25 protein-coding genes and 1 tRNA gene are annotated in these 24,597 nt (G+C 68.6%); 19 read left to right on the top strand and 7 right to left on the bottom strand.

All coding sequences use genetic code 11. From position 1 onward, the window contains the following. Window positions 1–54: 54 nt before the first annotated feature. A complete protein-coding gene (locus tag UC35_RS22760; RefSeq protein WP_061503578.1) occupies window positions 55–1,560 on the bottom strand; it encodes a helicase HerA-like domain-containing protein in 1,506 nt (501 codons plus the stop codon). A gap of 59 nt (window positions 1,561–1,619) precedes the next feature. Here UC35_RS22760 and UC35_RS22755 point away from each other — a divergent pair, with 59 nt between their 5' ends. From UC35_RS22755 to rng, 8 genes are all read left to right on the top strand, one after another. Next, a complete protein-coding gene (locus UC35_RS22755; protein WP_061503577.1) occupies window positions 1,620–2,345 on the top strand; it encodes a YebC/PmpR family DNA-binding transcriptional regulator in 726 nt (241 codons plus the stop codon). Between the two features lie 86 nt (window positions 2,346–2,431). Further along, window positions 2,432–3,712 carry a phosphoribosylamine--glycine ligase gene (purD, locus tag UC35_RS22750; RefSeq protein ID WP_061503576.1) on the top strand — a complete coding sequence of 427 codons (1,281 nt, stop codon included), beginning with the start codon at window positions 2,432–2,434 and terminating at the stop codon, window positions 3,710–3,712. Window positions 3,713–3,748: 36 nt separating this feature from the next. Then, window positions 3,749–4,663, top strand: coding sequence for an oxygen-dependent coproporphyrinogen oxidase (hemF, locus tag UC35_RS22745; protein ID WP_061503575.1), 915 nt, complete (start codon window positions 3,749–3,751; stop codon window positions 4,661–4,663). Further along, on the top strand, window positions 4,660–5,271 hold the full coding sequence (gene nadD, locus UC35_RS22740; protein WP_082793455.1) for a nicotinate-nucleotide adenylyltransferase: 612 nt from the start codon (window positions 4,660–4,662) through the stop codon (window positions 5,269–5,271). Before hemF ends, nadD begins: the two co-directional genes overlap by 4 nt. After that, on the top strand, window positions 5,271–5,972 hold the full coding sequence (rsfS, locus tag UC35_RS22735; RefSeq protein ID WP_061503574.1) for a ribosome silencing factor: 702 nt from the start codon (window positions 5,271–5,273) through the stop codon (window positions 5,970–5,972). Before nadD ends, rsfS begins: the two co-directional genes overlap by 1 nt. Further along, window positions 5,972–6,439, top strand: coding sequence for a 23S rRNA (pseudouridine(1915)-N(3))-methyltransferase RlmH (gene rlmH, locus UC35_RS22730; protein WP_061503573.1), 468 nt, complete (start codon window positions 5,972–5,974; stop codon window positions 6,437–6,439). The genes rsfS and rlmH overlap by 1 nt, the downstream gene beginning before the upstream one ends. Further along, a complete protein-coding gene (locus UC35_RS22725; RefSeq protein ID WP_061503572.1) occupies window positions 6,432–7,046 on the top strand; it encodes a Maf family protein in 615 nt (204 codons plus the stop codon). Before rlmH ends, UC35_RS22725 begins: the two co-directional genes overlap by 8 nt. A 335-nt stretch (window positions 7,047–7,381) precedes the next feature. Then, window positions 7,382–8,857, top strand: a complete 1,476-nt coding sequence (gene rng / locus UC35_RS22720) for a ribonuclease G (protein WP_061503571.1) — start codon at window positions 7,382–7,384, stop codon at window positions 8,855–8,857. A 68-nt stretch (window positions 8,858–8,925) separates the two neighbouring features. On the opposite strand, the gene UC35_RS22715 is transcribed toward rng, so the two are convergent. The 3 genes from UC35_RS22715 to msbA form a co-directional block, all read right to left on the bottom strand. After that, window positions 8,926–10,179 (bottom strand): O-antigen ligase family protein, encoded by a 1,254-nt coding sequence (locus UC35_RS22715; protein WP_158513955.1) that lies wholly within the window; start codon window positions 10,177–10,179, stop codon window positions 8,926–8,928. A 151-nt stretch (window positions 10,180–10,330) separates the two neighbouring features. Then, on the bottom strand, window positions 10,331–11,458 hold the full coding sequence (locus UC35_RS22710) for a glycosyltransferase family 9 protein (RefSeq protein ID WP_061503569.1): 1,128 nt from the start codon (window positions 11,456–11,458) through the stop codon (window positions 10,331–10,333). Next, complete coding sequence (gene msbA, locus UC35_RS22705; protein WP_061503568.1) at window positions 11,455–13,179, bottom strand: lipid A export permease/ATP-binding protein MsbA; 1,725 nt, start codon at window positions 13,177–13,179, stop codon at window positions 11,455–11,457. Before msbA ends, UC35_RS22710 begins: the two co-directional genes overlap by 4 nt. A gap of 93 nt (window positions 13,180–13,272) precedes the next feature. Here msbA and UC35_RS22700 point away from each other — a divergent pair, with 93 nt between their 5' ends. The 8 genes from UC35_RS22700 (at window position 13,273) to UC35_RS24350 (ending at window position 19,054) form a co-directional block, all read left to right on the top strand. Beyond that, window positions 13,273–14,028 carry a glycosyltransferase family 2 protein gene (locus UC35_RS22700; protein ID WP_061503567.1) on the top strand — a complete coding sequence of 252 codons (756 nt, stop codon included), beginning with the start codon at window positions 13,273–13,275 and terminating at the stop codon, window positions 14,026–14,028. Next, complete coding sequence (locus UC35_RS22695; RefSeq protein ID WP_061503566.1) at window positions 14,025–14,870, top strand: glycosyltransferase; 846 nt, start codon at window positions 14,025–14,027, stop codon at window positions 14,868–14,870. Before UC35_RS22700 ends, UC35_RS22695 begins: the two co-directional genes overlap by 4 nt. A 49-nt stretch (window positions 14,871–14,919) precedes the next feature. Further along, entirely contained in the window at window positions 14,920–16,203 is a 1,284-nt protein-coding gene (gene tolB, locus UC35_RS22690; protein ID WP_061503565.1) for a Tol-Pal system beta propeller repeat protein TolB, read from the top strand. Between the two features lie 35 nt (window positions 16,204–16,238). Beyond that, complete coding sequence (pal, locus tag UC35_RS22685) at window positions 16,239–16,754, top strand: peptidoglycan-associated lipoprotein Pal (protein ID WP_061503564.1); 516 nt, start codon at window positions 16,239–16,241, stop codon at window positions 16,752–16,754. An 11-nt stretch (window positions 16,755–16,765) separates the two neighbouring features. After that, a complete protein-coding gene (gene ybgF / locus UC35_RS22680) occupies window positions 16,766–17,548 on the top strand; it encodes a tol-pal system protein YbgF (protein WP_227820414.1) in 783 nt (260 codons plus the stop codon). 35 nt (window positions 17,549–17,583) lie between these two features. Continuing rightward, window positions 17,584–18,372 carry a ThiF family adenylyltransferase gene (locus tag UC35_RS22675; RefSeq protein ID WP_061503562.1) on the top strand — a complete coding sequence of 263 codons (789 nt, stop codon included), beginning with the start codon at window positions 17,584–17,586 and terminating at the stop codon, window positions 18,370–18,372. Between the two features lie 16 nt (window positions 18,373–18,388). Then, a tRNA-Lys gene (locus UC35_RS22670) sits at window positions 18,389–18,464 on the top strand. A gap of 185 nt (window positions 18,465–18,649) precedes the next feature. Continuing rightward, window positions 18,650–19,054, top strand: a complete 405-nt coding sequence (locus UC35_RS24350; RefSeq protein WP_145979578.1) for a Flp family type IVb pilin — start codon at window positions 18,650–18,652, stop codon at window positions 19,052–19,054. A gap of 63 nt (window positions 19,055–19,117) precedes the next feature. Here the strand turns inward: UC35_RS24350 and UC35_RS23820 are convergent, their stop codons facing one another. Continuing rightward, complete coding sequence (locus UC35_RS23820; protein ID WP_145979577.1) at window positions 19,118–19,333, bottom strand: hypothetical protein; 216 nt, start codon at window positions 19,331–19,333, stop codon at window positions 19,118–19,120. 149 nt (window positions 19,334–19,482) lie between these two features. Here UC35_RS23820 and UC35_RS22665 point away from each other — a divergent pair, with 149 nt between their 5' ends. Beyond that, a complete protein-coding gene (locus tag UC35_RS22665; RefSeq protein ID WP_061503561.1) occupies window positions 19,483–20,532 on the top strand; it encodes an NAD(P)H-dependent flavin oxidoreductase in 1,050 nt (349 codons plus the stop codon). Between the two features lie 24 nt (window positions 20,533–20,556). Here UC35_RS22665 and UC35_RS22660 read toward each other — a convergent pair whose 3' ends face one another. Together UC35_RS22660 and UC35_RS22655 are read right to left on the bottom strand one after the other, a co-directional pair. Next, a complete protein-coding gene (locus tag UC35_RS22660; RefSeq protein ID WP_061503560.1) occupies window positions 20,557–21,189 on the bottom strand; it encodes a response regulator transcription factor in 633 nt (210 codons plus the stop codon). Further along, complete coding sequence (locus UC35_RS22655; RefSeq protein ID WP_061503559.1) at window positions 21,186–22,280, bottom strand: PAS domain S-box protein; 1,095 nt, start codon at window positions 22,278–22,280, stop codon at window positions 21,186–21,188. Before UC35_RS22655 ends, UC35_RS22660 begins: the two co-directional genes overlap by 4 nt. 173 nt (window positions 22,281–22,453) lie before the next feature. On the opposite strand from UC35_RS22655, the gene paaG reads away from it, so the two are divergent. Together paaG and paaK are read left to right on the top strand one after the other, a co-directional pair. Continuing rightward, window positions 22,454–23,245, top strand: a complete 792-nt coding sequence (gene paaG / locus UC35_RS22650) for a 2-(1,2-epoxy-1,2-dihydrophenyl)acetyl-CoA isomerase PaaG (RefSeq protein ID WP_061503558.1) — start codon at window positions 22,454–22,456, stop codon at window positions 23,243–23,245. Window positions 23,246–23,271: 26 nt separating this feature from the next. Then, complete coding sequence (gene paaK, locus UC35_RS22645; protein WP_061503557.1) at window positions 23,272–24,594, top strand: phenylacetate--CoA ligase PaaK; 1,323 nt, start codon at window positions 23,272–23,274, stop codon at window positions 24,592–24,594. Window positions 24,595–24,597 lie beyond the last annotated feature (3 nt).

Here is a 24,597-nt window from a genome sequence, read left to right as displayed (position 1 = left end):
CCTTCAAAGGAGGCACTTTACAGCAGGCCTGCCCAGCGCGGGCTCAGCGCGGGCTCAGCGCCGCTTGCTGCCCATGATGCTTCCCAGCACGCCGCGGATGATTTCGCGGCCGACGGTGGAGCCCATGGTGCGGACGGCGGACTTGGCCATGCTTTCGGCCAGGCCTTCGCGGCGTCCCCCTCGCGGGCCGGTGGAGCCGAACAGGATGTCGTTCAGGCCGCCCATCAGCCCTCCGCCCGCCTGGACGGCTTCCTTGGTCTTGGCGGCCTCGGCGGAGGCTACTTCGGCGCGGCCCTGCAGCTTCTCGTAGGCCGACTCGCGGTCGGCGGTCTTCTCGTAGACGCCGGCCACCAGGGAGCCGGCGATCAGCTGCTGGCGCTGCTGCGGCGTGATGGGGCCGATCTGGCTGCCCGGCGGCAGCACGTAGACGCGCTCGGTGACGCTGGGCCGCCCCTTGCCATCGAGCAGGCTCACCAGTGCCTCGCCCACCGCCAGTTCGGTGATGGCCGTTTCGATGTCGAGACCGGGCTTCTGCCGCATGGTCTGCGCCGTGGCCTTCACCGCCTTCTGGTCGCGCGGGGTGTAGGCCCGCAGGGCATGCTGCACGCGGTTGCCCAGCTGTGCCAGCACGCTGTCGGGGATGTCCAGCGGGTTCTGGGTCACGAAATACACGCCCACGCCCTTGGAGCGCACCAGCCGCACCACCAGCTCGATGCGCTCGACCAGCACCTTGGGCGCCTCGTCGAACAGCAGGTGCGCCTCGTCGAAGAAGAACACGAGCTTGGGCTTGTCCGGGTCGCCGATCTCCGGCAGCTGCTCGAACAGTTCGGACAGCATCCACAGCAGGAAGGTGGCGTACAGGCGCGGCGCATGGAGCAGCTTGTCGGCCGCCAGGATGTTGACAATGCCGCGGCCCTGCTCGTCGGTCTGCAGGAAGTCCTCGATGTTGAGCATGGGCTCGCCGAAGAAGCGGTCCCCGCCCTGGGTTTCGATCTGCAGCAGCCCGCGCTGGATGATGCCGATGCTGGCCGCGCTGATGTTGCCGTAGGCGGTGCGGAAGTCGCCCGCGTTGTCGCCCACGTGCTGCAGCATGGCGCGCAGGTCCTTCAGGTCCAGCAGCAGCAGGCCGCTGTCGTCGGCGATCTTGAAGACCAGGTTCAGGACCCCGGCCTGGGTCTCGTTCAGCCCCAGCATGCGGCCCAGCAGCAGAGGGCCCATGTCGGAGATGGTGGCGCGTACCGGGTGGCCCTGCTCGCCGAACACGTCCCACAGCGCCGAGGGCGCGGCGAAGGATTCCGGCTCCGGCAAGCCGCGTTCCTTCAGCACCGCCGCCAGCTTGCCGGCCACCTTGCCGGGCTGGCTGATGCCGGTCAGGTCGCCCTTGACGTCCGCCATGAAAACCGGCACGCCGATCTTCGAAAAGCTCTCCGCCAGGGTCTGCAGCGTGACGGTCTTGCCGGTGCCGGTGGCGCCGGTGATGAGCCCGTGGCGGTTGGCCAGGCCCGGCAGCAGTTCACACTGGATGGAATCGTTCCTGGCGACAAGGATGGGTTCGGCCATGGCTGAAAAGTAAAATGCGGGAGCTCAATATATCAACGGACGAGAGAAAAGGGACGATCGTGGCTGGACACAGTAAATGGGCCAACATCCAGCACCGCAAGGGCCGGCAGGATGAGAAGCGCGGCAAGATCTGGACGCGCTGCATTCGCGAGATCATGGTCGCGGCGCGCCAGGGCGGTGGTGACCTGTCGGCCAACCCGCGGCTGCGGCTGGCGGTGGACAAGGCCAAGGCCGCCAACATGCCGGCCGACACCATCAAGCGCAACATCGACAAGGCCACCGGCAACCTCGAGGGCGTGAGCTACGAGGAGATCCGCTACGAGGGCTACGGCATCGGCGGCGCGGCGATCATCGTGGACACCATGACCGACAACAAGGTGCGCACGGTGGCCGAAGTCCGGCATGCCTTTTCCAAGTACGGCGGCAACATGGGCACCGAAGGCTCGGTGGCCTTCCAGTTCAAGCATTGCGGCCAGCTGATCCTGGCGCCCGGCACCAGCGAAGATAAGGTGATGGAAGTGGCGCTGGACGCGGGCGCGGAGGACGTCATCACGGATGACGACGGCGCCATCGAGGTGGTGACCGCCCCGGCCGAATTCGAGAAGGTCAAGAACGCGCTCGAGGCCGCCGGCCTCAAGCCCGAGGTGGCCGGCGTGACGATGCGTCCCGAGAACACCATCGAGCTCGGCGGCGAAGACGCGGCTCGCATGCAGAAGCTGCTGGACGTCCTGGAAGACCTGGACGACGTGCAGGACGTCTTCCACAACGCCGAAATCAACGAATAACAGATCATGAGCCCCCACGCGCCGCACTTCGAGGGGGCCATCGGCCACCTGGGAGCGGCCTGCCGGAGGCCCAACTCAAGGAACGCATGAAAGTACTTGTCATCGGCGGCGGCGGCCGCGAGCACGCGCTGGCCTGGAAGCTGGCGCAGTCGCCCAAGGTGCAGGCGGTGTACGTTGCCCCGGGCAACGGCGGCACGGCGCTGGATCCGCGGCTGGAGAACGTGCCGATCACCGACATCCCGGCGCTGCGCGACTGGGCGCTGGCCAACAAGATCGCGCTCACCGTGGTCGGCCCCGAGGCGCCGCTGGCCGCCGGCGTGGTGGACGACTTCCAGGCGCACGGCCTGCGCGTGTTCGGCCCGACCCGGGCGGCCGCGCAGCTGGAGAGCTCCAAGGCCTTCTCCAAGGCCTTCATGCGCCGCCATGGCATCCCCACGGCCGAGTACGAGACCTTCTCCGATCCCGCCGAGGCCCACGCCTATGTGGACCGGCAGGGCGCGCCCATCGTCATCAAGGCCGACGGCCTGGCCGCGGGCAAGGGCGTTGTGGTGGCGATGACCCGGGAGGAAGCGCATGAGGCGATCGACTTCATGCTGCTGGACAACAAGCTGGGCGTGACCCACAACGAGGGCGGCGCCCGCGTGGTGATCGAGGAGTTCCTGCAGGGCGAGGAGGCGAGCTTCATCGTCCTGTGCGACGGCGCCAACGTCACGGCGCTGGCGACCTCGCAGGACCACAAGCGGCTGCTCGACCACGACATGGGCCCCAACACCGGGGGCATGGGCGCCTATTCGCCGGCGCCGGTGGTCACGCCGGAGATCCACGCCCGGGCGATGCGCGAGATCATCCTGCCCACCATCAAGGGCATGCGCGAGGACGGCATCCCGTTCAGCGGCTTTCTCTACGCCGGCCTCATGATCGATGCCGCCGGCCGGGTCAAGACGCTGGAGTTCAACTGCCGCATGGGTGACCCCGAGACCCAGCCCATCATGATGCGGCTGAAGTCCGACTTCTTCGACGTGATGATGGCCGCCACCTCGGGCAGCCTGGACCAGGTCGAGCTGCAATGGGACCGCCGCACCGCGCTGGGCGTGGTGATCGCCGCCGCCGGCTATCCGCTCAATCCGCGCAAGGGCGACCGGGTCACCGGACTGCCGGCCGCGGCCGAAGACGCCGTGGTGTTCCACGCCGGCACGGCCAAGACGGGCGAGGACATCCTCACCAGCGGCGGCCGGGTGCTGTGCGTGACGGCGCTGGCCGACAGCGTGAAGGCAGCGCAGCAGCGTGCCTATGAGGTGGCCCAGGCCATCCGTTTCGACGGCGCGCATTACCGCCGGGACATCGGTTTCCGTGCCGCCCGCGGCTGACCGCCGCCTGTCCGCCGCCCTGGCTACCATCACGACATGAGCAACGGTTCCGACGGCGTGCGCGCCTGGCTGCTCGACCTGCAGCGCCGCATCACGTCCACCTGCGGCGAGATCGACGGCAGGCTTTTCTTCGAGGACGCCTGGAAGAAGGAGCCCGGCGAGACGCTGCAAGGCGAGGGCATCACCATGATCACCGAGGGCGGCCCGGTGTTCGAGCGCGCCGGTTGCGGCTTCTCGCATGTGCGCGGCCCCAAGCTGCCGCCCTCGGCGACCCAGCACCGGCCGGAGCTGGCCGGCTCCTCGTTCGAGGCCATGGGCGTGTCGCTGGTGTTCCATCCGCGCAACCCGTATGCGCCCACGGTGCACATGAACGTGCGCTGCCTGCGCGCGCTGCCCCATCAGGGCGAGCCGGTGCACTGGTTCGGCGGCGGCATGGACCTCACGCCCTACTACGGCTTCGAGGAAGACGCGGTGCACTTCCATTCGGCCTGCAAGCGCTCGCTGGAGCCGTTCGGCGCCGACAAGTACCCGCGCTTCAAGACCTGGTGCGACGAGTACTTCTGCCTGCGGCACCGCGCCGAACAGCGCGGCGTGGGCGGCATCTTCTTCGACGATTTCGCCGAGGGTGGTTTCGACAACGCCTTCGCCATGACGCGCTCGGTCGGCGACGCCTTCCTGGACGCCTACCTGCCCATCCTCATGCGGCGCAAGGACACGCCCTTCGGAGAGCGCGAGCGCGGCTTCCAGCTCTATCGGCGCGGCCGCTACGTCGAGTTCAACCTGGTGTGGGACCGTGGCACCCACTTCGGGCTGCAGTCGGGCGGCCGCTCGGAGTCCATCCTGCTGTCCATGCCGCCGCTGGTGAGCTGGTCCTACGGCGCGCAGCCGCAGGCCGGTTCGCCCGAAGCCGAGCTCTACACGAAGTTCCTGGTGCGAAGGGACTGGGTGTGACGCAGCCGCCGCGGCTGGGCGTGTTCGGCGGGGCCTTCGATCCGCCGCACAAGGCCCATGTTGTGCTGGCGCAGGCGGCCCTCGAACAACTGCAGCTGGACGAACTGCGGATCTTCCCGACCGGCAGCGCCTGGCACCGGGCGCAGGCACTGACGGCGCCGGAACACCGGCTGGCCATGGCGCAACTGGCCTTCGGGCAGCTGCCCCGGACCGTGATCGACGAGCGCGAACTGCGGCGTGCCGGCCCGACCTACACCGTCGACACGCTGCGGGAACTGCAGGCCGAGCGGGCCGGCGCGCAGCTGTTCCTGGTGCTGGGCGAGGACCAGGCCATCACGCTCACCCGCTGGCGCGAGTGGGAAGCTATCGTGCAGATGGCCACCCTGTGCGTGGCGGCGCGGCCGGATGCGCGCGCGCACGCCAACCTGGCACCCGCCGGTGTGCCGGAACAAGCGCAGGTGCGGCCGCTTCGACTGCCGAGCATGCCCGAGAGCGCGACCGAGGTGCGCGAGCGGCTGGCCCAGCACTTGCCCGTCACCCATTTGGTCCCGTCCGGCGTGGCAAGTTATATTGCGCGCCATCACCTTTACCAAAACCAAGAACACTGATGACCCAGGAAAGCGCCGTCCGGAAAGACACACAGCGATTGCAGCGAGCCATCGTCGATGGCCTGGAGGACGTGAAGGCGCAGAACATCGCGGTGTTCAACACGGAACACCTCTCGCCCCTGTTCGAGCGCGTCATCGTCGCCTCGGGCACCTCCAACCGGCAGACCAAGGCGCTGGCCGCGAGCGTGCGTGACGCGGTGCGCGAAGCCGGATTCCCGAAGCCGCGCATCGAGGGCGAGGAAAACGGCGAGTGGATCATCGTCGACTGCGGCGCGGCCGTCGCCCACATCATGCAGCCGGCCATCCGCCAGTACTACCATCTCGAAGAGATCTGGGGCGAGAAGCCCGTGCGGCTGAAGTTCGGCGCGCCCAAACCCGCGCCGGCGGAAAGCGAACGGGTGACGCCCAAGAAGGCCGCCGGCAAGACGACGACGGCGAAGAAAGCGGCACTGAAGACCGCGCCCGCCAAGGCACCGAGCAAGGCAACTGCGAAGAAAGCCACCGGGGCGAAGACCCCGGCCAAGACAAGGGCCAAGGCGCCCGTGAAGGCGCCCGTGAAGGCAGGCGTGAAGGCAGGCGTGAAGGCAGGCGTGAAGGCAGGCGTGAAGGCAGGCGCCAAGACGACGGCCAAGACCTCCGCCAGGACGGCCGCGAAGAAAGCCCCCGCGAAGAAGACCTCCGCGCCGCGCAAGACGCGCTGATGAAGTTGGTCGTCGTGGCCGTGGGCCAGCGGGTGCCCGACTGGGCACAGGCGGCCTGGGACGACTACGCCAAGCGCTTCCCGCCGGAGCTGCGCGTCGAGCTCAAGGCGGTGAAGACCGAGCCGCGCGCCTCCAAGACGGTCGAGTCCATCTACGCCGCCGAGCGCCGCCGCATCGAAAGCGCGATTCCCAAGGGCGCCCAGGTGGTGGCGCTGGACGAGCGCGGCACGGCCCTGACCACCGTGGCGCTGGCGCAGCGACTGAAGGCCTGGCAACTGCAGGGGGGCGATGTCGCCCTGGTGATCGGCGGCCCCGACGGCCTCGATCCCGCGTTCAGGCAGGCGGCCCACGAGCGCATCCGCCTGTCGGACCTGACCCTGCCGCATGCCATGGTGCGCGTGCTGCTGGTGGAGCAGCTCTATCGCGCCTGGTCGATCAACGCCAACCATCCCTACCACCGTGAGTGACTTCATCTATCTCGCCTCGCAGAGCCCACGCCGGCGCCAGTTGCTGGAGCAGCTGGGCGTGCGGCACGAACTGCTGCTGCCGGATGGCCACGAGGACAGCGAGGCGCTGGAGGCGGTGCGCCCGGGCGAGGCGCCGGTGAGCTACGTGCGCCGCGTCACCGCCCTGAAGCTGGACGCCGCGGTGGAGCGCCTGAAGCGGCGCGGCTTGCCGCCGGCGCCCGTGCTCTGCTCCGATACCACCGTGGCGCTGGGGCGCAGGATCTACGGCAAGCCCGAGGACGAGCGCGACGCGGCCCGCATGCTGCGCGAGCTCTCCGGCAGCACGCACCGCGTCCTCACGGCCGTGGCGCTGCAATCGGGCCGCAAGCGCGTGGAAACGCTCAGCGATTCGCGCGTCACCTTCGCCCGGCTCACGCCGGCGCAGGTCAGGGACTATGTGGCCAGCGGCGAGCCCATGGGCAAGGCCGGGGCCTATGCGATCCAGGGCCGCGCCGCCGCCCACGTCGCGCGCATCTGCGGCAGCTACTCCGGGATCATGGGCCTGCCGATGCACGAGACCGCGCAGTTGCTGCGGTCCCTGCGTGTCGCGCCGTTCGATCGGGTGTAACTCCGTGTCCTGTCCCACAAATAGCTGGCACATCGCTGCGCCGTATCGGGGCGCAGGCAAGGCGCGGGTGCGGGTCAAGCCTTGGCGGCTTGACCCGTAGCCGCAACGCGGCATGCGCCCTGATACGGCGCAGCCCGAAGGGTTCGGCGCCTGCGTGGCCCTCGCCGTGCGTCCAGAGGGGGTCAAGACGTCCAGTCTTGACCCCCTCTGGCCACACGCCGATCATCCCCGTAGGTGCCGAACGATATGCCAGCTATTTGTGGGACAGGACACCAGGCAAACTGTTGCAGTCGGCTATGCTGGTGTCCTGCCCCGTGTAGGCAGGACGGACAAGCATGCAACAGGACATCCTGATCAACTGGGCACCGCAGGAAACGCGGGTAGCCATCGTGGAACACGGCGCGGTGCAGGAACTGCACGTGGAACGCACGCTGGAACGGGGCCTGGTCGGCAACGTGTACCTGGGCAAGGTGGCGCGGGTGCTGCCCGGCATGCAGTCGGCCTTCATCGACATCGGCCTGGAGCGGGCGGCCTTCCTGCACGTGGCGGACGTCTGGCACCGCCAGCCCGATGGCGAGCCGCCCGGCTTCGCGCGCAATTCGGCGCCGCTGGTGCCGATCGAGCGGCAGGTGTTCGAGGGCCAGGCCATCATGGTGCAGGTGATCAAGGACCCGATCGGCACCAAAGGTGCGCGGCTGTCCACGCAGATCAGCATCGCCGGGAGGCTGCTGGTGTTCCTGCCGCAGGACGATCACGTGGGCGTGTCGCAGAAGATCCCCTCGGTGCAGCGCGATGCCCTGCGCACGCGCCTGCAGGCGCTGGTCGGCCAGGAAGGCGGCGGCTTCATCCTGCGCACCAACGGCGAGGAGTCCTCGGACGCGGAACTGGCCGACGACATCGCCTACCTGCGCAAGACCTGGGCGCGCATCCGCGACTCGGCGACCCGGCTGCCGCCGGCCTCGCTGCTGCACCAGGACCTGAACCTGCTGCAGCGCGTGCTGCGCGACCTGGTGACCGAGGACACCCAGACCATCCGGATCGACTCGCGCGAGCAGTTCACCAGCCTGCAGTCCTTCGGGCGCGAGTTCATGCCGAAGGCGGCCGAGCGCCTGCAGCTGTACAAGGGCGAGCGGCCGATCTTCGACCTGTACTCGATCGACGACGAGATCGCCAAGGCGCTGGGCCGCCGCGTCGAGCTGAAATCCGGCGGCTACCTGATCGTCGACCAGACCGAGGCCCTGACCACGGTGGACGTGAACACCGGCGGCTTCGTGGGCGCGCGCAACTTCGACGACACCATCTTCAAGACCAACCTGGAGGCCGCGCAGGCCATCGCCCGGCAGCTGCGGCTGCGTAACCTGGGCGGCATCATCATCGTCGACTTCATCGACATGGCGCGCGAGGACCACCGGGATTCCGTGCTCGCCGAATTCCGCAAGCAGCTCTCCCGCGACCGGGTCAAGACCATGGCGGGCGGCTTCTCGCAGCTGGGGCTGGTCGAGATGACGCGCAAGCGCACCCGCGAGTCGCTGGCCCACATGCTGTGCGAGCCTTGCCCGGCCTGCGAGGGCAAGGGCACGGTCAAGACCGCGCGCAGCGTCGCCTACGACATCCTGCGCGAGATCCTGCGCGAGGCCCGCCAGTTCGACCCGCGCGAATACCGCGTGGTGGCCTCGCCCAAGGTGATCGAGTTGTTCCTGGACGAAGAAAGCCAGCATCTGGCGGGGCTGTCGGACTTCATCGGCAAGCCGATCTCGCTGCAAAGCGAGACCGCGATGTCGCAGGAGCAGTACGACATCGTGCTGCTGTAGGGCCGGGCGCTCCGCGCTCGATGGAGCGCGCGCCAGTTTTCATGCCTTCATCCCGAACGGTCCAATCGTCAGGTCTTGCGGCGGCGCACTGAACCCGGGTCGCTGAGCATGGCGCCGAGCCACAGGTAGATGAAGGTGCCCTCGGCGAAGGTGGAGAAGTGCGAGGTGGCCATGCTGCTGGCGCACCAGGCGAACAGCACGCCCAGTCCCAGCAGGCGATAGACCGGGTCCGGCCGCTGCAGCACCGCCGTCGCCAGCAGGAACGCCAGGAAGACCGCCAGCCCGATCAGGCCCTGTTCGGCCGCGATCTTGAGGAACTGGTTGTGCGGGTCAGAGGTCTCGGTGGCGGCCACGCCTGTCTTGTCGGCTACCTGGTGCCGGTAGGCGGTCAGGAAACCATCGGTGCCCACGCCCAGCAGGGGGCGCTGCCCGATCATCTCCAGTGTGTTCTTCCAGAAATGCACGCGGATGCCGACCTCGGTCCGGTCGGGCAGTTGCGAGTAGGTGTTTATTTCCGTCACGGCCTGGTGCACGCGCTGTTGCGCCTTCGGGGCGCCCAGCAGCACGGCCACGACGGCGGCCAGCATCACCACCGCCACCCAGCGCGTGCGCGCCGACGGGCGGCGCAGGGCAAAGACCGCCAGTGCCAGGGCGCAGGCCATCAGCACCAGGTAGCCGCTGCGCCCGTGGGTGGTGAAGGCGACGTTGGTGGTCAGCAGCACCGCGGCGGCGGTCAGCAGCACGCGGCCGCGCCGTTCGAAGGGGCCGAACTGCGCCAGCGCCGCCGCCACGAAAGCGCCGACGGCGAACAGCATGCCCTGGGTGGCGTGGTTGCGGGCCACGATGCCGGGAATCGGATCGCTCGATTGCAGGGGGATGCCGGAAAGCAGGCTGCCATAGGAGAGCAGGGCGCCGATCACGGTGGCCATCACCAGCAGCAGCGCAATGCGCAGCTTGGCACCCGGGTCGTCGAACACCGCGGCGGCGGCCGGCAGCAGCAGCAGCTTGCGCCAGCCGTTGAGCATGCGCGCGGCGTCGGGCAGCGGCGCGATGCTGTAGGTCGCCGCGACCACCAGCATCAGGTAGAAGGCGAACATGCCGATCACCATCGGCTGGCGGCATACGGCGGCGAAGCGCGCGCGCAACTCGGACGAGGCCAGGAAGGTGACGAGCAGCGCCACCTGCAGTGCCACGACCACCGGCGGCGAGTACATGAGCGCCACGGCCATCGCCATGAGCAGCCCGCGCGCGGTCATGAGCGCGCGTGAGGGCGCCGCCAGGGCCATGCTTCGGTCGGGATGCGTCTGTCCCAGTACTGCCATTCGCGCAGCTGCCGTCGATGAAACTTGTTCCATTGTTCTCAAGGAAGTCGAAGGCACGGCCGTGCTTGCGACGCTGCGAAGGCGGACGTTGGAACGCCGACCCAACTACGCGGCTGGTCCGTGGAGGCAGCGCCTCTTCAACTTGTTCTTTCTATGGCGCGAGTCTAGCGCAGCGCTTGGTGCCGCCGCGCTCATCCAGGATGCGCTGCGCCTGCGCCAGCACGCGCTCCGGCGTGATATCGATGAGGCAGTCGCTGCGGCTCTGGCGGTGGTCCTCGCATCCGGCGCGGCCGCAGGGCACGCAGGACAGGCTGCTTTGCATCAGGATCACGTTGCCCAGCCGCTGCAGCGGGACGGCCCGCTCGTAGCCTTCGCCGGCATCGACCCCGGTCGGCCAGGGGCCCCAGCGCACCGGGTTGGTGGGGCCGAAGATCGCGATCACCGGCACGCCCGTCGCCGCGGCCAGGTGCGAGACCGAGGTGTCCGGCCCGATGTAGAGACAGGCGTCCTGCATCAATCCGGCCAGCTGGTTGAAGTCGAGCCGCCCCGACACGTCGAGCAGCTGCGGTGCCGGCGCCAGCCCGCGCAGGGGCGCGATGCATTGCTGGTCGCGCTCGCTCGCGCTGCCGGTCAGCACCACCTGCCGGCCCTGGGCCAGCAGTTCGCGGATCAGCTGCTCATAGTGGGGGAGGGGCCACTGCTTGTAGGCCCACATGGACGGTGCGTGCACGATCACGCAGCCGGCCTGCACGGCGGCGGCGATGTCGCCGGGCAGCGGCGCGCCGGCCGGCGGCACCACCGTAGGCGCGCCGGCCTGTGATGGCAGCCAGGGCGCGATCAGGTCGAGCTTCTCGGCGACCACGTGCCGGTCGCCGCGGTCGCCGGCGGCCAGCACCACGTGATCGAGCAGGGCGCGCTTCCACCAGTCGCTGCCGTGGCCCTGCGGCAGGAGGCCGCTGCGCCGCCGGGCGGCGATCCAGGCCATCAGGTGCGCGCGGTCGCCGGCATCGGTCACCAGCGCGAGGTCATAGCGCCGCCACAGGCGCCGCACGAAGGCCAGGCCGCCCCGCAGCCCCAGGCGCGCGGGCGTTTCGATCAGTTCGGCGACGTCGGGATTGCCGCGCAGCATGCCCAGGGTGCCCTTGAAACCCAGCACGTCGATGCGCGCCTGGGGCCACAGGCCGCGGGCGGCCCGGATCAGGGGCGTGGTGAGCAGCACATCGCCGATCTGCCGCGTGGCGACCACGAGCACCTGCCGGGGCGCCGGCGCCGGCTTCATGCGCCGAATTGCAGCGCGTGCAGCCGGGCGTACAGGCCCTCGCGCGCCAGCAGCTCGTCGTGCGTGCCGGCTTCGGCCAGCCGGCCGTGCTCAAGCACCACCACGCGGTCGGCATGTTCGATGGTCGAGAGCCGGTGGGCAATGATCAGCGTGGTGCGGCCGGCCATCAGCCGCTGCAGCGCCTCCTGCACCTGCCGCTCGGAGGCGGTGTCCAGCGCCGAGGTGGCCTCGTCCAGGATCAGCACCGGCGCGTCCTTGTACAGCGCCCGCGCAATGGCCAGCCGCTGGCGCTGCCCGCCCGAGAGCGTCACCGCGTTGTGGCCGACGACCGTCTCCACGCCCTGCGGCAGGGCCGCCACCACTTCACGCAGGTTGGCGGCGGCGATGCAGCGGGTCAGCTTGTCCTCGTCGCGGGTCCCGCCCAGCGTGACGTTGGCGGCCAGCGTGTCGTTGAACATGACCACGTCCTGGCTCACCAGGGCGAACTGGCGCCGCAGGGAGTGCAGGTCCCAGCCGGCGACGTCGTGGCCATCCAGCAGCACCCGGCCCGCCGTCGGCTGGACAAAGCGGGGCAGCAGGTTCGCCAAGGTCGTCTTGCCGGAGCCGGACGGCCCGACCAGCGCCACGATCTCGCCGGGCTCGACGGTGAGCGAGACGCCATCCAGGGCCGGGGCGGCATCGTCGCGGTAGCGCACGCTGACCGACTGCAGCACGATGCGGCCATCGGCGCGCTCGGCCTGGTAGCGCCCGCCCGACTCGGCGGGCGTCTGCTCGATCAGGTCGATGCCGCGCTGCAGCGCCGCCAGGCCGCGCGAGATCGGGTTGGCCGCCTCGGACAGGCGCTTGATCGGGGCGATCAGCATCAGCATCGCCGTGATGAAGGCGGCGAAGGCGCCCACGGTGAGGCCGCCGCGGCTTTGCCACAGCGCGATGCAGATCACGACCGAGAGCGCGCCCGCGGCCAGCATGTGCGTCAGCGGCGTGACCGAGGCCGAGGCCACCGCGGTCTTCATCGCCAGCTGCCGCAGCGCAGTGCTCAGGCCGAAGAAGCGCTCGGCCTGCTCGGCCTGGGCCCCGTGCAGGCGCACCACGCGCGCGGCCAGCACGTTCTCTTCGACCACGTAGGCCAGGTCGTTGGTGGCCGTCTGGGTGCGGCGCGCGATGCTGTAGAGGCGGCGCGACACGGTCCGAATCAGCCAGGCGACGGCCGGGGCGATCAGGAACACGATCAGGGTGAGCTGCCAGTTCAGGTACAGCAGGTAGACGAGCAGGCCGATCAGCGCCACGCTGTCCTTGAGCACGCCGGTGACCGCGTTGACCAGCAGCGTCGCGCCGTTCTGCACCTCGAACACCAGGGCATTGGACAAGGCCGTCGCGTTCTGCCGCTTGAACAGAGAGAGCTGGGCGTCGAGCAGTCGCGCGAACATGTCGCGCCGCAGTTGCACCAGTCCGTCCTGGGTGATCTTGGCCAGCGCGAGATCGGCCAGGAAGCCGGCGGTGCCGCGCACCGCGAACAGCAGCAGCAGCGCGGCCGGCACCCACCACAGCGGAAAGCCGCCCGGCTGCAGGCCCTGGTCGAGGAAAGGCTTCATCAGCGCCGGCAGCACCGGCTCGGTGGCGGACGTCACGATGGTCGCCACCGCGGCGGCCGCCCAGACGCCCCGCTGGCGGCCGAAATAGGGCACGAGCCAGCGCAGCGCGGACCAGTCGGGGCGCGTCATGAGGCCGGCGCGGACCGGACAGTCCCGGGCCCCGGAGGTGTAAGCAAAAGCGACCCCTTCATAATCCTTGCGGAACAGCAAATTATCTTCGACTTGACCAGACCCCCCCGCCTCACTGTCATCATCATCACGCGCAACGAGTCGGCGCGGCTTCGCGCCTGCCTCGAGTCGGTGGCGTTTGCGGACGAGCTGGTGGTCGTGGACAGCGGCAGCACTGACGATACCGTCGCCATCGCGCAGGCACTGGGCGCCAACGTGCGGCAGACCGCGGACTGGCCGGGTTTCGGCCCGCAGAAAAACCGCGCCCTGGACATGGCGCGCGGCGAATGGGTGCTGTCGATCGATGCCGACGAGCGCGTCACGCCGAGGCTGCGCGCCTCGATCGAAGCCGCCATGGTGCAGTCCCGCTTCGAGGCCTACACGGTCGACCGCCGCTCCAGCTACTGCGGTCAGTACATGCGGCATTCGGGCTGGTACCCCGACCGGCTGGTGCGGTTGTTCCGGCGCGGCAAGGCGCGCTTTTCCGGCGACCTGGTGCACGAGCGGCTGCTGGTGGACGGCACCGCCGGCGCGCTCGAGGGCGAGCTGCTGCACGAGAGCTTCGACGACTTCGAATCGGTGCTGGACAAGGTCAACCGCTACTCCAGCGACTCGGCGCGGGCGCTCGATGCCCGGGGCGTGCGCGGCTCGCTGGGCAAGGCGGTCGGCCACGGCTTCTGGGCCTTCGTGCGCACCTACCTGTTCAAGCGCGGCTTCCTCGACGGCCGGCTCGGGTTCGCGCTGGCCGTTTCGAACGCGCAAGGCGCGTATTACCGCTACCTCAAGCTGTGGTTGCTGCAGCGCCGATGAAGACTGCCTTCATCGTCCTCACCTACAACCGTTCCGATGCGCTGCTGGCGGTGCTGCGCGAACTGGCGCCGCAACTGGGTGCCGGGCACGAGCTGCTGATCGCCGACGACGGCTCGCGGCCGGAACAGGTGGAGGCGATGCGCGCCGGATTGCCGTCCTTCCGCTGCCGCGTGCGCCACGTCTGGCATCCGGACGTGGGCTTCACCGCGGCGCGGGCGCGCAACCTGTGCGCGGCGCGCGCCGAGGCCGACTACCTGGTGTTCATGGATGGCGATTGCGTGCCCGTGGAGCGCTTCGTGGCGCAGCACGAACGGCTGGCGCAGCGCGGCCAGTACGTGATCGGCGGGCGGGTGCTGCTCAGCGAGCGCTTGACGCGCAGGGTGCTGCACGGCGACGTGGCGCTGGGCCGGCTGACGCCCTCGGACTGGATGCGGCTGCGGCTCTCGGGCGACGCCAACAAGTCCTCACACCTGCTGGACGGCCTGGGCCCCTTCAGCCGGGTGCGGCGCGGCTTCAAGTGGAAGGGCATCCGCAGCTGCAACTTCGCGCTCTGGAAGGACGATTGCGCGGCCGTGAACGGCTTCGACGAGAGTTTCACCGGCTGGGGCCACGAGGATGCGGACATCGCGCTGCGGCTGCACAACCATGGCACGGTGCGCAACGACGCGGTGCTGGGGGCGCAGGTGTTCCACTTGTGGCACCGCGAGAACAGCCGCGAGGGCGAAATTGCCAATCGCGCCCGGGTGGAGGCCCGGCTCGAAAGCGGCATGATACGGGCCGAACGGGGAATGGCCGAGGCAGGTGATGCGCCGGAAGCCGTCGTAACCGAACTTAACGGCTGAACTCAACAGTAACCCGCTTAACTCAACAGCAAATGAGAGACTAAGAACCATGACACATCCTTTGCTCTGGCGCCGCCGCGATGCGGCCGCCCTGCTGGCAGGCTTGGCGGTGTCGCCCGCGTTCGCGCAATTCCGCGTGGAAGTGACCGGCGTGGGCCTGACTCAATTGCCCATTGCGATCGCGCCCTTCCGCGGCGAGGCGCAGGCGCCGCAGAAGATCGCCGCCATCGTGACGGCCGACCTGGAACGCAGCGGCCAGTTCCGGCCGGTCGATGCCGCCGGCAGCAGCCTGGACGAAACCAGCCGCCCGGACCTGACGCCCTGGCGCCAGCGCAACGCCGACTCGCTGGTGGTCGGCAGCGCCTCGCGCCTGGCCGACGGCCGCTGGGACGTGCGCTTCCGGCTGTGGGACGTGGTCAAGGGCCAGGACCTGGGCGGGCAGAGCTTCGCGGTCACCGCGGGCGACCTGCGGCTGGCGGCGCACCGCATCTCCGACTTCATCTACGAGAAGCTGACCGGCGAGAAGGGCGTTTTCTCCACCCGCATCGCCTACGTCACCAAGGGCGGCAACAACTACAACCTGTGGGTCGCCGACTCCGACGGCGAGAACGCGCAATCGGCGCTGGCCAGCACCGAGCCGATCATCTCGCCGGCCTGGTCGTCCAGCGGCAGCCAGCTGGCGTACGTGTCCTTCGAGTCGCGCAAGCCGGTGGTGTACGTGCACGACGTGTCCAGCGGCCGGCGCCGGCTGATCGCCAATTTCAAGGGCTCCAACAGCGCGCCCGCCTGGTCGCCGGACGGCCGCACGCTGGCCGTGACGCTCAGCCGCGAGGGCGGCTCGCAGCTCTACACCATCGACGCGGGTGGCGGCGAGCCGAGGCGCCTGACGCAGTCCGCGGGCATCGACACCGAGCCGGTCTACTCGGCCGACGGCCGCCAGATCTACTTCGTCAGCGACCGGGGCGGCGCGCCGCAGATCTACCGCATGCCGCCGACGGGCGGCAACCCCGAGCGGGTGACCTTCACCGGCAACTACAACATCTCGCCGGCGCTCAGCCCGGACGGGCGCTGGCTGGCCTATATCTCGCGCATCAGCGGGCAGTTCAAGCTGCAGGTGATGGAGCTGTCGAGCGGCGCGGTGACCTCGCTCACCGACACCAGCGCCGACGAGAGCCCGAGCTTCGCGCCGAACAGCCGCCTGATCGTCTATGCCACGCGGCAAGGCGGCCGCGAAGCCCTGATGACCACCACGCTGGACGGGAAGATCAAGGCGCGCCTAGCCGGACAGGGGGGCGACATCCGCGAGCCGGATTGGGGCCCTTTCCAGAAATAAATTGGTACAAATTGAATTCGATGGAGAATTTGCGAATGATGAAGAAGAGTTTTTTGGCCCTTGCGGTCGCCATCGCCGTTGCCGGTTGCTCGAGCGTGAAGCTCGATGACGTTCCGGTCGAGAACAAGAACCCCACCGGTGTCACGCAGCCGCCCGCCACGCAAAGCCAGGTGGCGCCGGTGGTCAGCGACGCGGTCGAAGGCAGCAAGGACGGCCCGCAGAACGTCGCGCGCCTGATCTACTTCGATTTCGACAGCTACGTCGTCAAGCCGGAGTTCCAGTCGCTGCTCGACGCGCATGCGAAGTTCATGAAGGCCAACCCGAACCGCCGCGTGGCCATCGAGGGCCACACCGACGATCGCGGCGGGCGCGAGTACAACCTGGCGCTCGGCCAGCGCCGCTCCGAGGCCGTGCGCCGTGCGCTCGGCCTGCTGGGCGTGTCCGACAACCAGATCGAGGCGGTAAGCTTCGGCAAGGAAAAGCCGGCGGCTCCGGGCAGCGATGAAGCGGCCTGGGCCAAGAACCGCCGGGCCGAGATCGTCTACCGTTGATGAGGGCCTCCATGCGATCCTTGTACAAGCCCCGCGCCATCCTCGCTGCCTCGCTGTTCGCCCTGTCCCTGGGCGCGGCCGGCGGCGCGCAGGCGGCGCTGTTCGAGGACGACGAGGCCCGCCGCGCCATCCTCGACCTGCGGCAGCGCATGGATGCGCAGCGCCTGGCCAGCGAGCGCGATGCCGAGGCCCAGCGGGCGGAACTGGCGCAGCTGCGCCGCAGCCTGCTCGACCTGCAGACGCAGATCGAGACGCTGCGCGGGGAGGTCGCACGCATGACCGGCCAGAACGAGCAGCTGCTGAAGGACACTGCCGAGCTGCAGCGGCGGCAGCGTGACATCGCCACGGGCATGGACGAGCGCCTGCGCAAGATGGAGCCCGCCAAGGTGTCGGTCGACGGCCGCGAATTCATCGCCGACCCGCTGGAGGCGCGCGACTTCGAGACGGCGCTGGGGACCTTCCGCAAGGGCGAGTTCCCGGCCGCGCAAACGCAGTTCGGCGACTTCATCAAGCGCTACCCGCAAAGCGGCTTCCGGCCGACGGCCCTGTTCTGGCTGGGGAACGCGCAGTACGCGAACCGCGACTACCGCGGCGCCATCACGAACTTCCGCGCGCTGCTGCAGTCCGCGCCCGAACATTCGCGCGCGCCCGAGGCGGTGCTGTCGATCGCCAACTGCCAGATCGAACTGAAAGACACGGCGGGCGCCCGCAAGACCCTGGACGAACTGGTGAAGACCTATCCGCAGTCGGAGGCGGCCGGCGCCGCCAAGGAACGGCTGGCGCGGCTCAGGTGATTCCGGGCAGCGGCTCTGCTGCCTAGAATCGGCGCGTGACCCATCTCGACGAATCCGCCGACCTGAAGCGCCGTTTCGGCGGCATCGAGCGCCTCTATGGCATCGAGGGCGCCGCCGCGATCCGCGCGGCGCATGTCGCGGTGGTCGGCATCGGCGGCGTCGGCTCCTGGGCCGCCGAAGCGCTGGCGCGCAGCGCGGTCGGCGAGATCACCCTGATCGACCTGGACCACGTCGCCGAATCCAACATCAACCGGCAGATCCACGCGCTCGACGCCACCGTCGGCCAGGCCAAAGTGCGGGCCATGCGCGAACGCATCGCGCAGATCAATCCGGGCTGCCTGGTGCACGAAGTGGACGACTTCGTGGACGCCGACAACTGGCCGCGGCTGCTGCCGCCGGGCGTCACCGCAGTGATCGACGCCTGCGACCAGCTCAAGGCCAAGACCGCCATGGCGGTCTGGGCGCGCGAGACGAAGCTGCCCTTCGTCACCTGTGGCGCGGCCGGCGGCAAGCGCCTCGCGCACAAGGTGGACGTGGACGACCTGGCCCACACCACGCACGACCCGCTGCTGGCACAGCTGCGCTATCGCCTGCGCAAGTTCCACGGCGCGCCCCGGGAGGGCAAACGCATCGGCGTGGCCTGCGTGTTCAGCCGCGAAGCCGTTGCGCCGCCCGACGCCTCCTGCGCCATCGAAGGCGACGGCTCCCTCAACTGCCACGGCTACGGTTCGGTGGTCAGCGTCACCGCCACCTTCGGCCAATGCGCCGCCGGTTGGGCGCTTGAACTCATCCAGTCGCGAAAACGGTCCAGCGTCCCGCTATAATCATGGGCTTTGCTGCGGGACGTTAGCTCAGTTGGTAGAGCAGCGGACTTTTAATCCGTTGGTCACAAGTTCGAATCTTGTACGTCCTACCACCAAAACCGCGCCAAATAAGGAAAGCCTGCTACTAAAACGGTAGCAGGCTTTTTTCATTCTGGCCACGGTTGCCAGATCGTTGCCAGAATTTCCAATCAGGCGGTTGGTTCTGCAAGCTCGATTGGGATCGGGAAACCTTATGCTGAGTTGAGGCGGACGCTCATGGTGAACCTCAAAAATACTCGTGGTAGACAACAAGTTCGACCGCTTGCACAAGTTCAACAGTGGGATACTAAACGGGGCTTTGCAGGCGAACACCAAGGAGCCTTTCATGCGATACGTTCACCCGCTAAGGCGTCAACGGGGCGCTCAGGTTGTCGAGTACGCGCTGCTCATCGCCGTCGTGTCACTGTCCCTGGTGTTAGCCCTTCCAGCGCTCGGCAATGGGATCTGTGGGGTTAGCGACAGGGTTGGGGCCTTGCTTGGAGGCACATCTCTCGGGTGTGTGGGAGGCGCTGGCAACAATGGTGGCGGCAATAACAACGGCTCGAACAACAACGGCGGTGCCAATAACCCGGGCGGCGGCACAAACCCCGGCAACGGGAACGGCGGAAACGGAAACGGAAACGGAAACGGCGGCAGAGGATAGACTGACCAAAAAAGCGCCGGCCGCTCGCGGTGTGCGCCCGAACCTAGAGCTTGCCTAGGTTCTTCACGAACTGCTCGCGCAAACTTTTCCTAGCCGCGAGCTCACCGGCAAGGTAAGTGAGGCACTTCGTTGCGGTGCTAGCGCGATCCAGCACTCGGCATCGGACAGGCCGTGGACACCGTCGCTCAGCACGGCGTAAAGCCGGCCAAGTGGGCTTATGCCGTTCACCAGCAGGTGCGGCGGTAGGGCCTTGTTAGCCAGGTCGATCTTGTCGGACATTGGCGTAGCTGTTCATCGATCCTCGATCCTTCAGGGCGCCACGGCCTTCTCCGGCGGCGCCCGTGTCCCTCCACACTCAGTCGCAAGGTCGTTCAAGGCTCAGCGGCCCCCTAGAATCGACCGCACCTCGGACCAAAGCCATCGGGACCATGAGCCTTCAGCAACTCCTCGCCATCGATCTGCCCATCATCCAGGCGCCCATGGCAGGGGTGCAGGGCAGTGCGCTCGCCGTAGCGGTCTGCAATGCCGGCGGGCTCGGCTCGCTGCCTTGCGCCATGCTTGGCGTCGAGGCGATGCGCAAGGAACTCGCGGCGATCAAGGCGCAGACCAGCCGGCCGTACAACGTCAACTTCTTCTGCCACCGGCTGCCCGAGCCCGACGCCGGGCGCGAGGCCGCCTGGCGCGCGGCGCTGGGGCCGCACTTCGGCGAGTACGGCATCGACCCCGGCAGCATTCCCGTGGGCCCGGGGCGCATCCCATTCAGCAGCGAAGCTGCCGAGGTGCTGGAGGAATTCAAGCCGCCGGTCGTGAGCTTTCATTTCGGCCTGCCGCCTGCAGAACTGGTGGAGCGGGTCAAGCGCTGGGGCGCCAAGGTCCTCTCGTCCGCCACCACCGTGGAGGAGGCGCGCTGGCTGGAGGCGCATGGCGTCGATGCGGTTATCGCGCAGGGCGTCGAAGCGGGCGGGCATCGCGGCATGTTCCTGTCCGAGGACATCAGCACGCAGGTAGGCAGCTTCGCGCTGCTGCCGCAGGTGGCGCGGGCGGTGAAGGTGCCGGTCATCGCGGCGGGCGGCATCGCGGATGCGAAAGGCGTCGCCGCTGCCATGGCGCTCGGGGCGGCGGGCGTGCAGGTCGGCACAGCCTTCCTGCTGTGCCCCGAGGCCGCCACCACGCCCTTGCATCGCGCCGCCTTGAAGAGCGAGGCGGCGCACGTGACGGCGCTGACCAATCTGTTCACCGGGCGGCCGGCACGCGGCATCGTGAACCGGGTGATGCGGGAGTTGGGCCCCATCAGCACCGCTGCCCCCGCATTCCCGCTGGCCACATCGGCCATCGCGCCCCTGCGCGCCAAGGCCGAGAGCCTGGGCCAGACGGGCTTCACGCCCCTGTGGGCGGGTCAGAACACCAGCGGCTGCAAGGAAGTTTCGGCGGCCCTCCTGGTGCAGGAACTGGCGCAGGGCGCTCAAGCCACACGGTGAGCTGCCCGCGGGTCGATGCAGGCCCTAGTCCACCAGGCCGTGCCGCATCGCGTATTGCACCAGTTCCGCGTTGCTCGAGATGGCGAGCTTTTCCAGGATGCGCGTGCGGTGTGAGCCGATCGTCTTGACGGACAGGCACAGCTGGGTGCCGATGTCGGTGAGCGAGATGCCTTGCGCGATCTTGAGCATCACCTGCATCTCGCGCGGGCTGAGCGATTCGTGCGGTGGCGCGCCGGTGCTGACCGGACCTGGCGCCGGCGCGTTGAAGCCGATCCCCAGCGGAACGTAGACGCCCCCGCCGGCCACCTGCCGCACCGCGCGCAGCAGTTCGTCGGTGCCGACGTCCTTGGACAGGTAGGCGTTCGCGCGTGACTTGATGGCCAGCCGCGCGTAGTGCGACTCCGCGTACATGGACAGCATGATCACGGGCAGGCGGGCATGCTCGGCGCGGATCGAGCCCAGCGTCTCGAAGCCGTTGCGCGTCCCCATGTTGATGTCCAGCAGCACCACGTCGTAGTCGTGGCCGCGCAGCAGCGCGAGCGCCGAGGCGCCGTCGGCGGCTTCGCCCGTAACACGCATATCGGGCTCGTCGGACATCAGGCGCGCAATGCCCGCGCGGAAGATCCGGTGATCGTCCACCACCAGCACGCGGATCATCGCGGCAGCTCCTGTTCGCCGGGCAGGGCGGGGCGGTGCAACACCACTTCGGTGCCGCCTGCGCTGCCGCGGCGCACCTCGAGGGTCGCCCCGATCTCCTTGGCGCGTTCGGCCATGCTGAACACGCCCATGGAGCCGCGCCGCCGCGGCACGCTGTCGATGCCGATGCCGTCGTCGCGCAGGCGCATCACCACGCCGTCCGCGTCCTGCGCCAGTTCCACCTCGACCCGGGTGGCCTGCGCGTGGCAGGCCACGTTGGTCAGGGCTTCCTGCACGATGCGCAGCATCTGCGTGGCGACGTCGCGCGGCAGGCGCAGCGGCTCGGACGGGATGCGCGCGGCCACCGAAAGCCCGTGGCGCGTGCCGAAGCGCTCCAGCGTCTGCTGCAGCGCCGGGCCCAGCCCGAACAGGTCCAGGCTGGCCGGGCGCATCTCGTCGGAGATGGAGCGCGCGGTGTCTATGGTGTCCTGCACCAGGGCCATCGCCTCGCCGGCAATCCGGTTGATTTCCTGCAGCTCCGCGCCGCCGGTCCGGCGCACGACGCGCGAGAGGTCGAACTTGATGGAGCTGAGCATGCCGCCCAGCACGTCGTGCACTTCGCGCGCGAGCCGCGCGCGTTCGGCTTCGCGCGTGGCATTGATGCGCTGCGCCAGTTCGCGCAGCCGTTCGCGCGACTGGCGCAGCTCCTCCTGGGCGCGCACGCGCTCGGTGATGTCCAGCGCCACGCCGGCCAGCGCCGGTCGCCCCTGGCACTGCACGCGCGAGGCGTGCAGTTCGAGGTGGACGATGCGGCCATCCTTGCGCACGCCTTTGGTGAAGTAGTGGATAGCGTCCACTTCGCCGCTGATGCGCCGGCGGTAGTTCTGCATGACTTCGCCGATCGAATCGGGCGTCACGCAGTCCACCATGCGGCGGCCGATGAACTCCTCGCGGCTGTAGCCGAACATCGCCGCGAAGGTGTCGTTGGCGTACATGAAACGCTCATCCAGCACCACGTAGATGCCGGCCAGCGACTGCTCCACGATGCCGCGGAAGGGCACGTCATCGAGCGCGACCATGTTCCAGCTGCCTTCCTTGCTGACACCGTCCATTACTACCGGAAACCCCGTTTGCGTTGGAAATGCGGAATTGTCCCCAGCCTGAGCCACTTGCGCTTGACGATTCTCAAGCGCTCATGGGACTAGGTAGTTACCCGAACGCGCTTTCAGAAAAAGCCGTCTGCACGCCGCATTGTCCGATCCCCAGAATCCGGCTCCATCAAGCCATGGACTACCAGCACATCCTGTTCGACAGTCGCGACGGCATTGCGCGGCTCACGCTGAACCGGCCCGAGCGGCTCAACAGTTTCAATGTCGCCATGCACCTGGAGGTGAAGGACGCGCTGGCGCGCGTGGCCGCCGACCGCAGCGTGCGCGTGCTGGTGCTGACCGGCGCCGGTCGGGGCTTCTGCGCCGGGCAGGACCTGTCGGACCGCGCGGTGGCGCCGGGCCAGGCCGCGCCCGACCTGGGCGAATCCATCGAGAAATACTACGGCCCGCTGGTGCTGGGCCTGCGCCGCCTGCCGATTCCCGTGATCTGCGGCGTCAACGGCGTGGCGGCGGGCGCCGGTGCCAACCTCCCGCTCGCCTGCGACATCGTCGTCGCCGCGCGCTCGGCGAGCTTCGTCGAAGCCTTCTGCAAGCTCGGCCTCATCCCCGACACCGGTGGCACCTACTTCCTGCCGCGCCTGCTGGGCAGCGCACGCGCCACCGCGCTGGCGATGCTGGGCGACAAGCTCAGCGCCGAGCAGGCGGCGGCCTGGGGCCTGATCTGGAAGTGCGTGGACGACGAACAGCTGGCGGCTGAGGTGGACGTGCTGGCGCGCCACTTCGCGTCCGCGCCCACGCTGGGCCTGGCGCGCACCAAGCAGGCGCTGCAGGCCAGCGGCCTCAACACGCTGGAAGCGCAGCTGGATCTGGAGCGCGACTTCATGCGCGAGCTCGGCCGCAGCGCCGACTACCGCGAAGGCGTTGCGGCCTTCATGGAAAAGCGCGCGCCGCGCTTCACCGGCGCCTGACCTCAGAAGCAAACAGAGAGACAGACATGCCCCGCCTGCATCCCACCCCCGACGAACTCGAGCCGATCGAACGCGCCAGCCGCGACGAGATCGCCAGCCTGCAGCTCAAGCGCCTGCAGGCCACGCTGCGCCGTGCCTACGACAACGTGCCGCACTACCGCGCCGCCTTCGACGCCGCCGGCGTGCGGCCCGAGGACTGCAGGGACCTGAAGGACCTGGCGAAGTTTCCCTTCACCACCAAGAAGGACCTGCGCGACAACTATCCCTTCGGCATGTTCGCGGTGCCGCGCGAGCAGGTGGTGCGCGTGCACGCCTCTTCCGGCACCACCGGCAAGCCCACGGTGGTCGGCTACACGAAGAACGACATCGAGAACTGGGCCGGCCTGGTGGCTCGCTCGATCCGGGCCGCGGGCGGCCGCGCCGGCGACATCGTGCACGTGGCTTATGGCTATGGGCTGTTCACCGGCGGCCTGGGCGCGCACTACGGCGTGGAAAAGCTCGGTTGCACGGTGATCCCGATGTCGGGCGGCCAGACCGAGAAGCAGGTCCAGCTGATCTGCGACTTCAAGCCGGACATCATCATGGTGACCCCCTCGTACATGCTCAACATCATCGAGGAGTTCGAGCGCCAGGGCATGAGCGCATCCGACAGCTCGCTCAAGATCGGCATTTTCGGCGCCGAGCCCTGGACCGACGCCATGCGCAGCGCGATCGAAACGCGTGCCGGCATCGACGCCGTGGACATCTATGGCCTGTCCGAAGTGATGGGACCGGGCGTGGCCAGCGAATGCGTGGAGAGCAAGGACGGCCCGGTGATCTGGGAGGACCACTTCTATCCCGAGATCATCGATCCGGAGACCGGCGAGGTGCTGCCGGACGGCGAGCCGGGCGAATTGGTGTTCACCTCGCTCACCAAGGAAGCCCTGCCCATCATCCGCTACCGCACGCGCGACCTGACGCAGTTGCTGCCGCCCACCTCGCGCTCGATGCGCCGCATGGGCAAGATCACCGGCCGCTCGGACGACATGCTGATCATCCGGGGCGTGAACGTGTTCCCGACCCAGATTGAAGAGCTGATCTGCAAGGGCGACAAGCTGGCGCCCGTCTACCAACTGGTGGTCACCCGCGACGGCCACCTGGACAAGCTCGATGTGCTGGTGGAGGCGAGGCCCGAGATCTCCGCGCGTCTGACCAGCACCGAATCCGACGGGCTGGCGCGTTCGCTGGAGCACAGCATCAAGACCTACGTGGGTGTCAGCACCAAGGTGCGCGTGATGGCCGCGGGCAGCATCGAGCGCAGCCAGGGCAAAGCCAAGCGTGTGTTCGACAAACGACCCAAGATTCTCTGAGGC

Source organism: Ramlibacter tataouinensis (genome assembly GCF_001580455.1).
GTDB classification, from domain to species: Bacteria; Pseudomonadota; Gammaproteobacteria; order Burkholderiales; family Burkholderiaceae_C; genus Ramlibacter; species Ramlibacter tataouinensis_B.
This window is presented reverse-complemented; position numbering and strand designations above follow the sequence as displayed.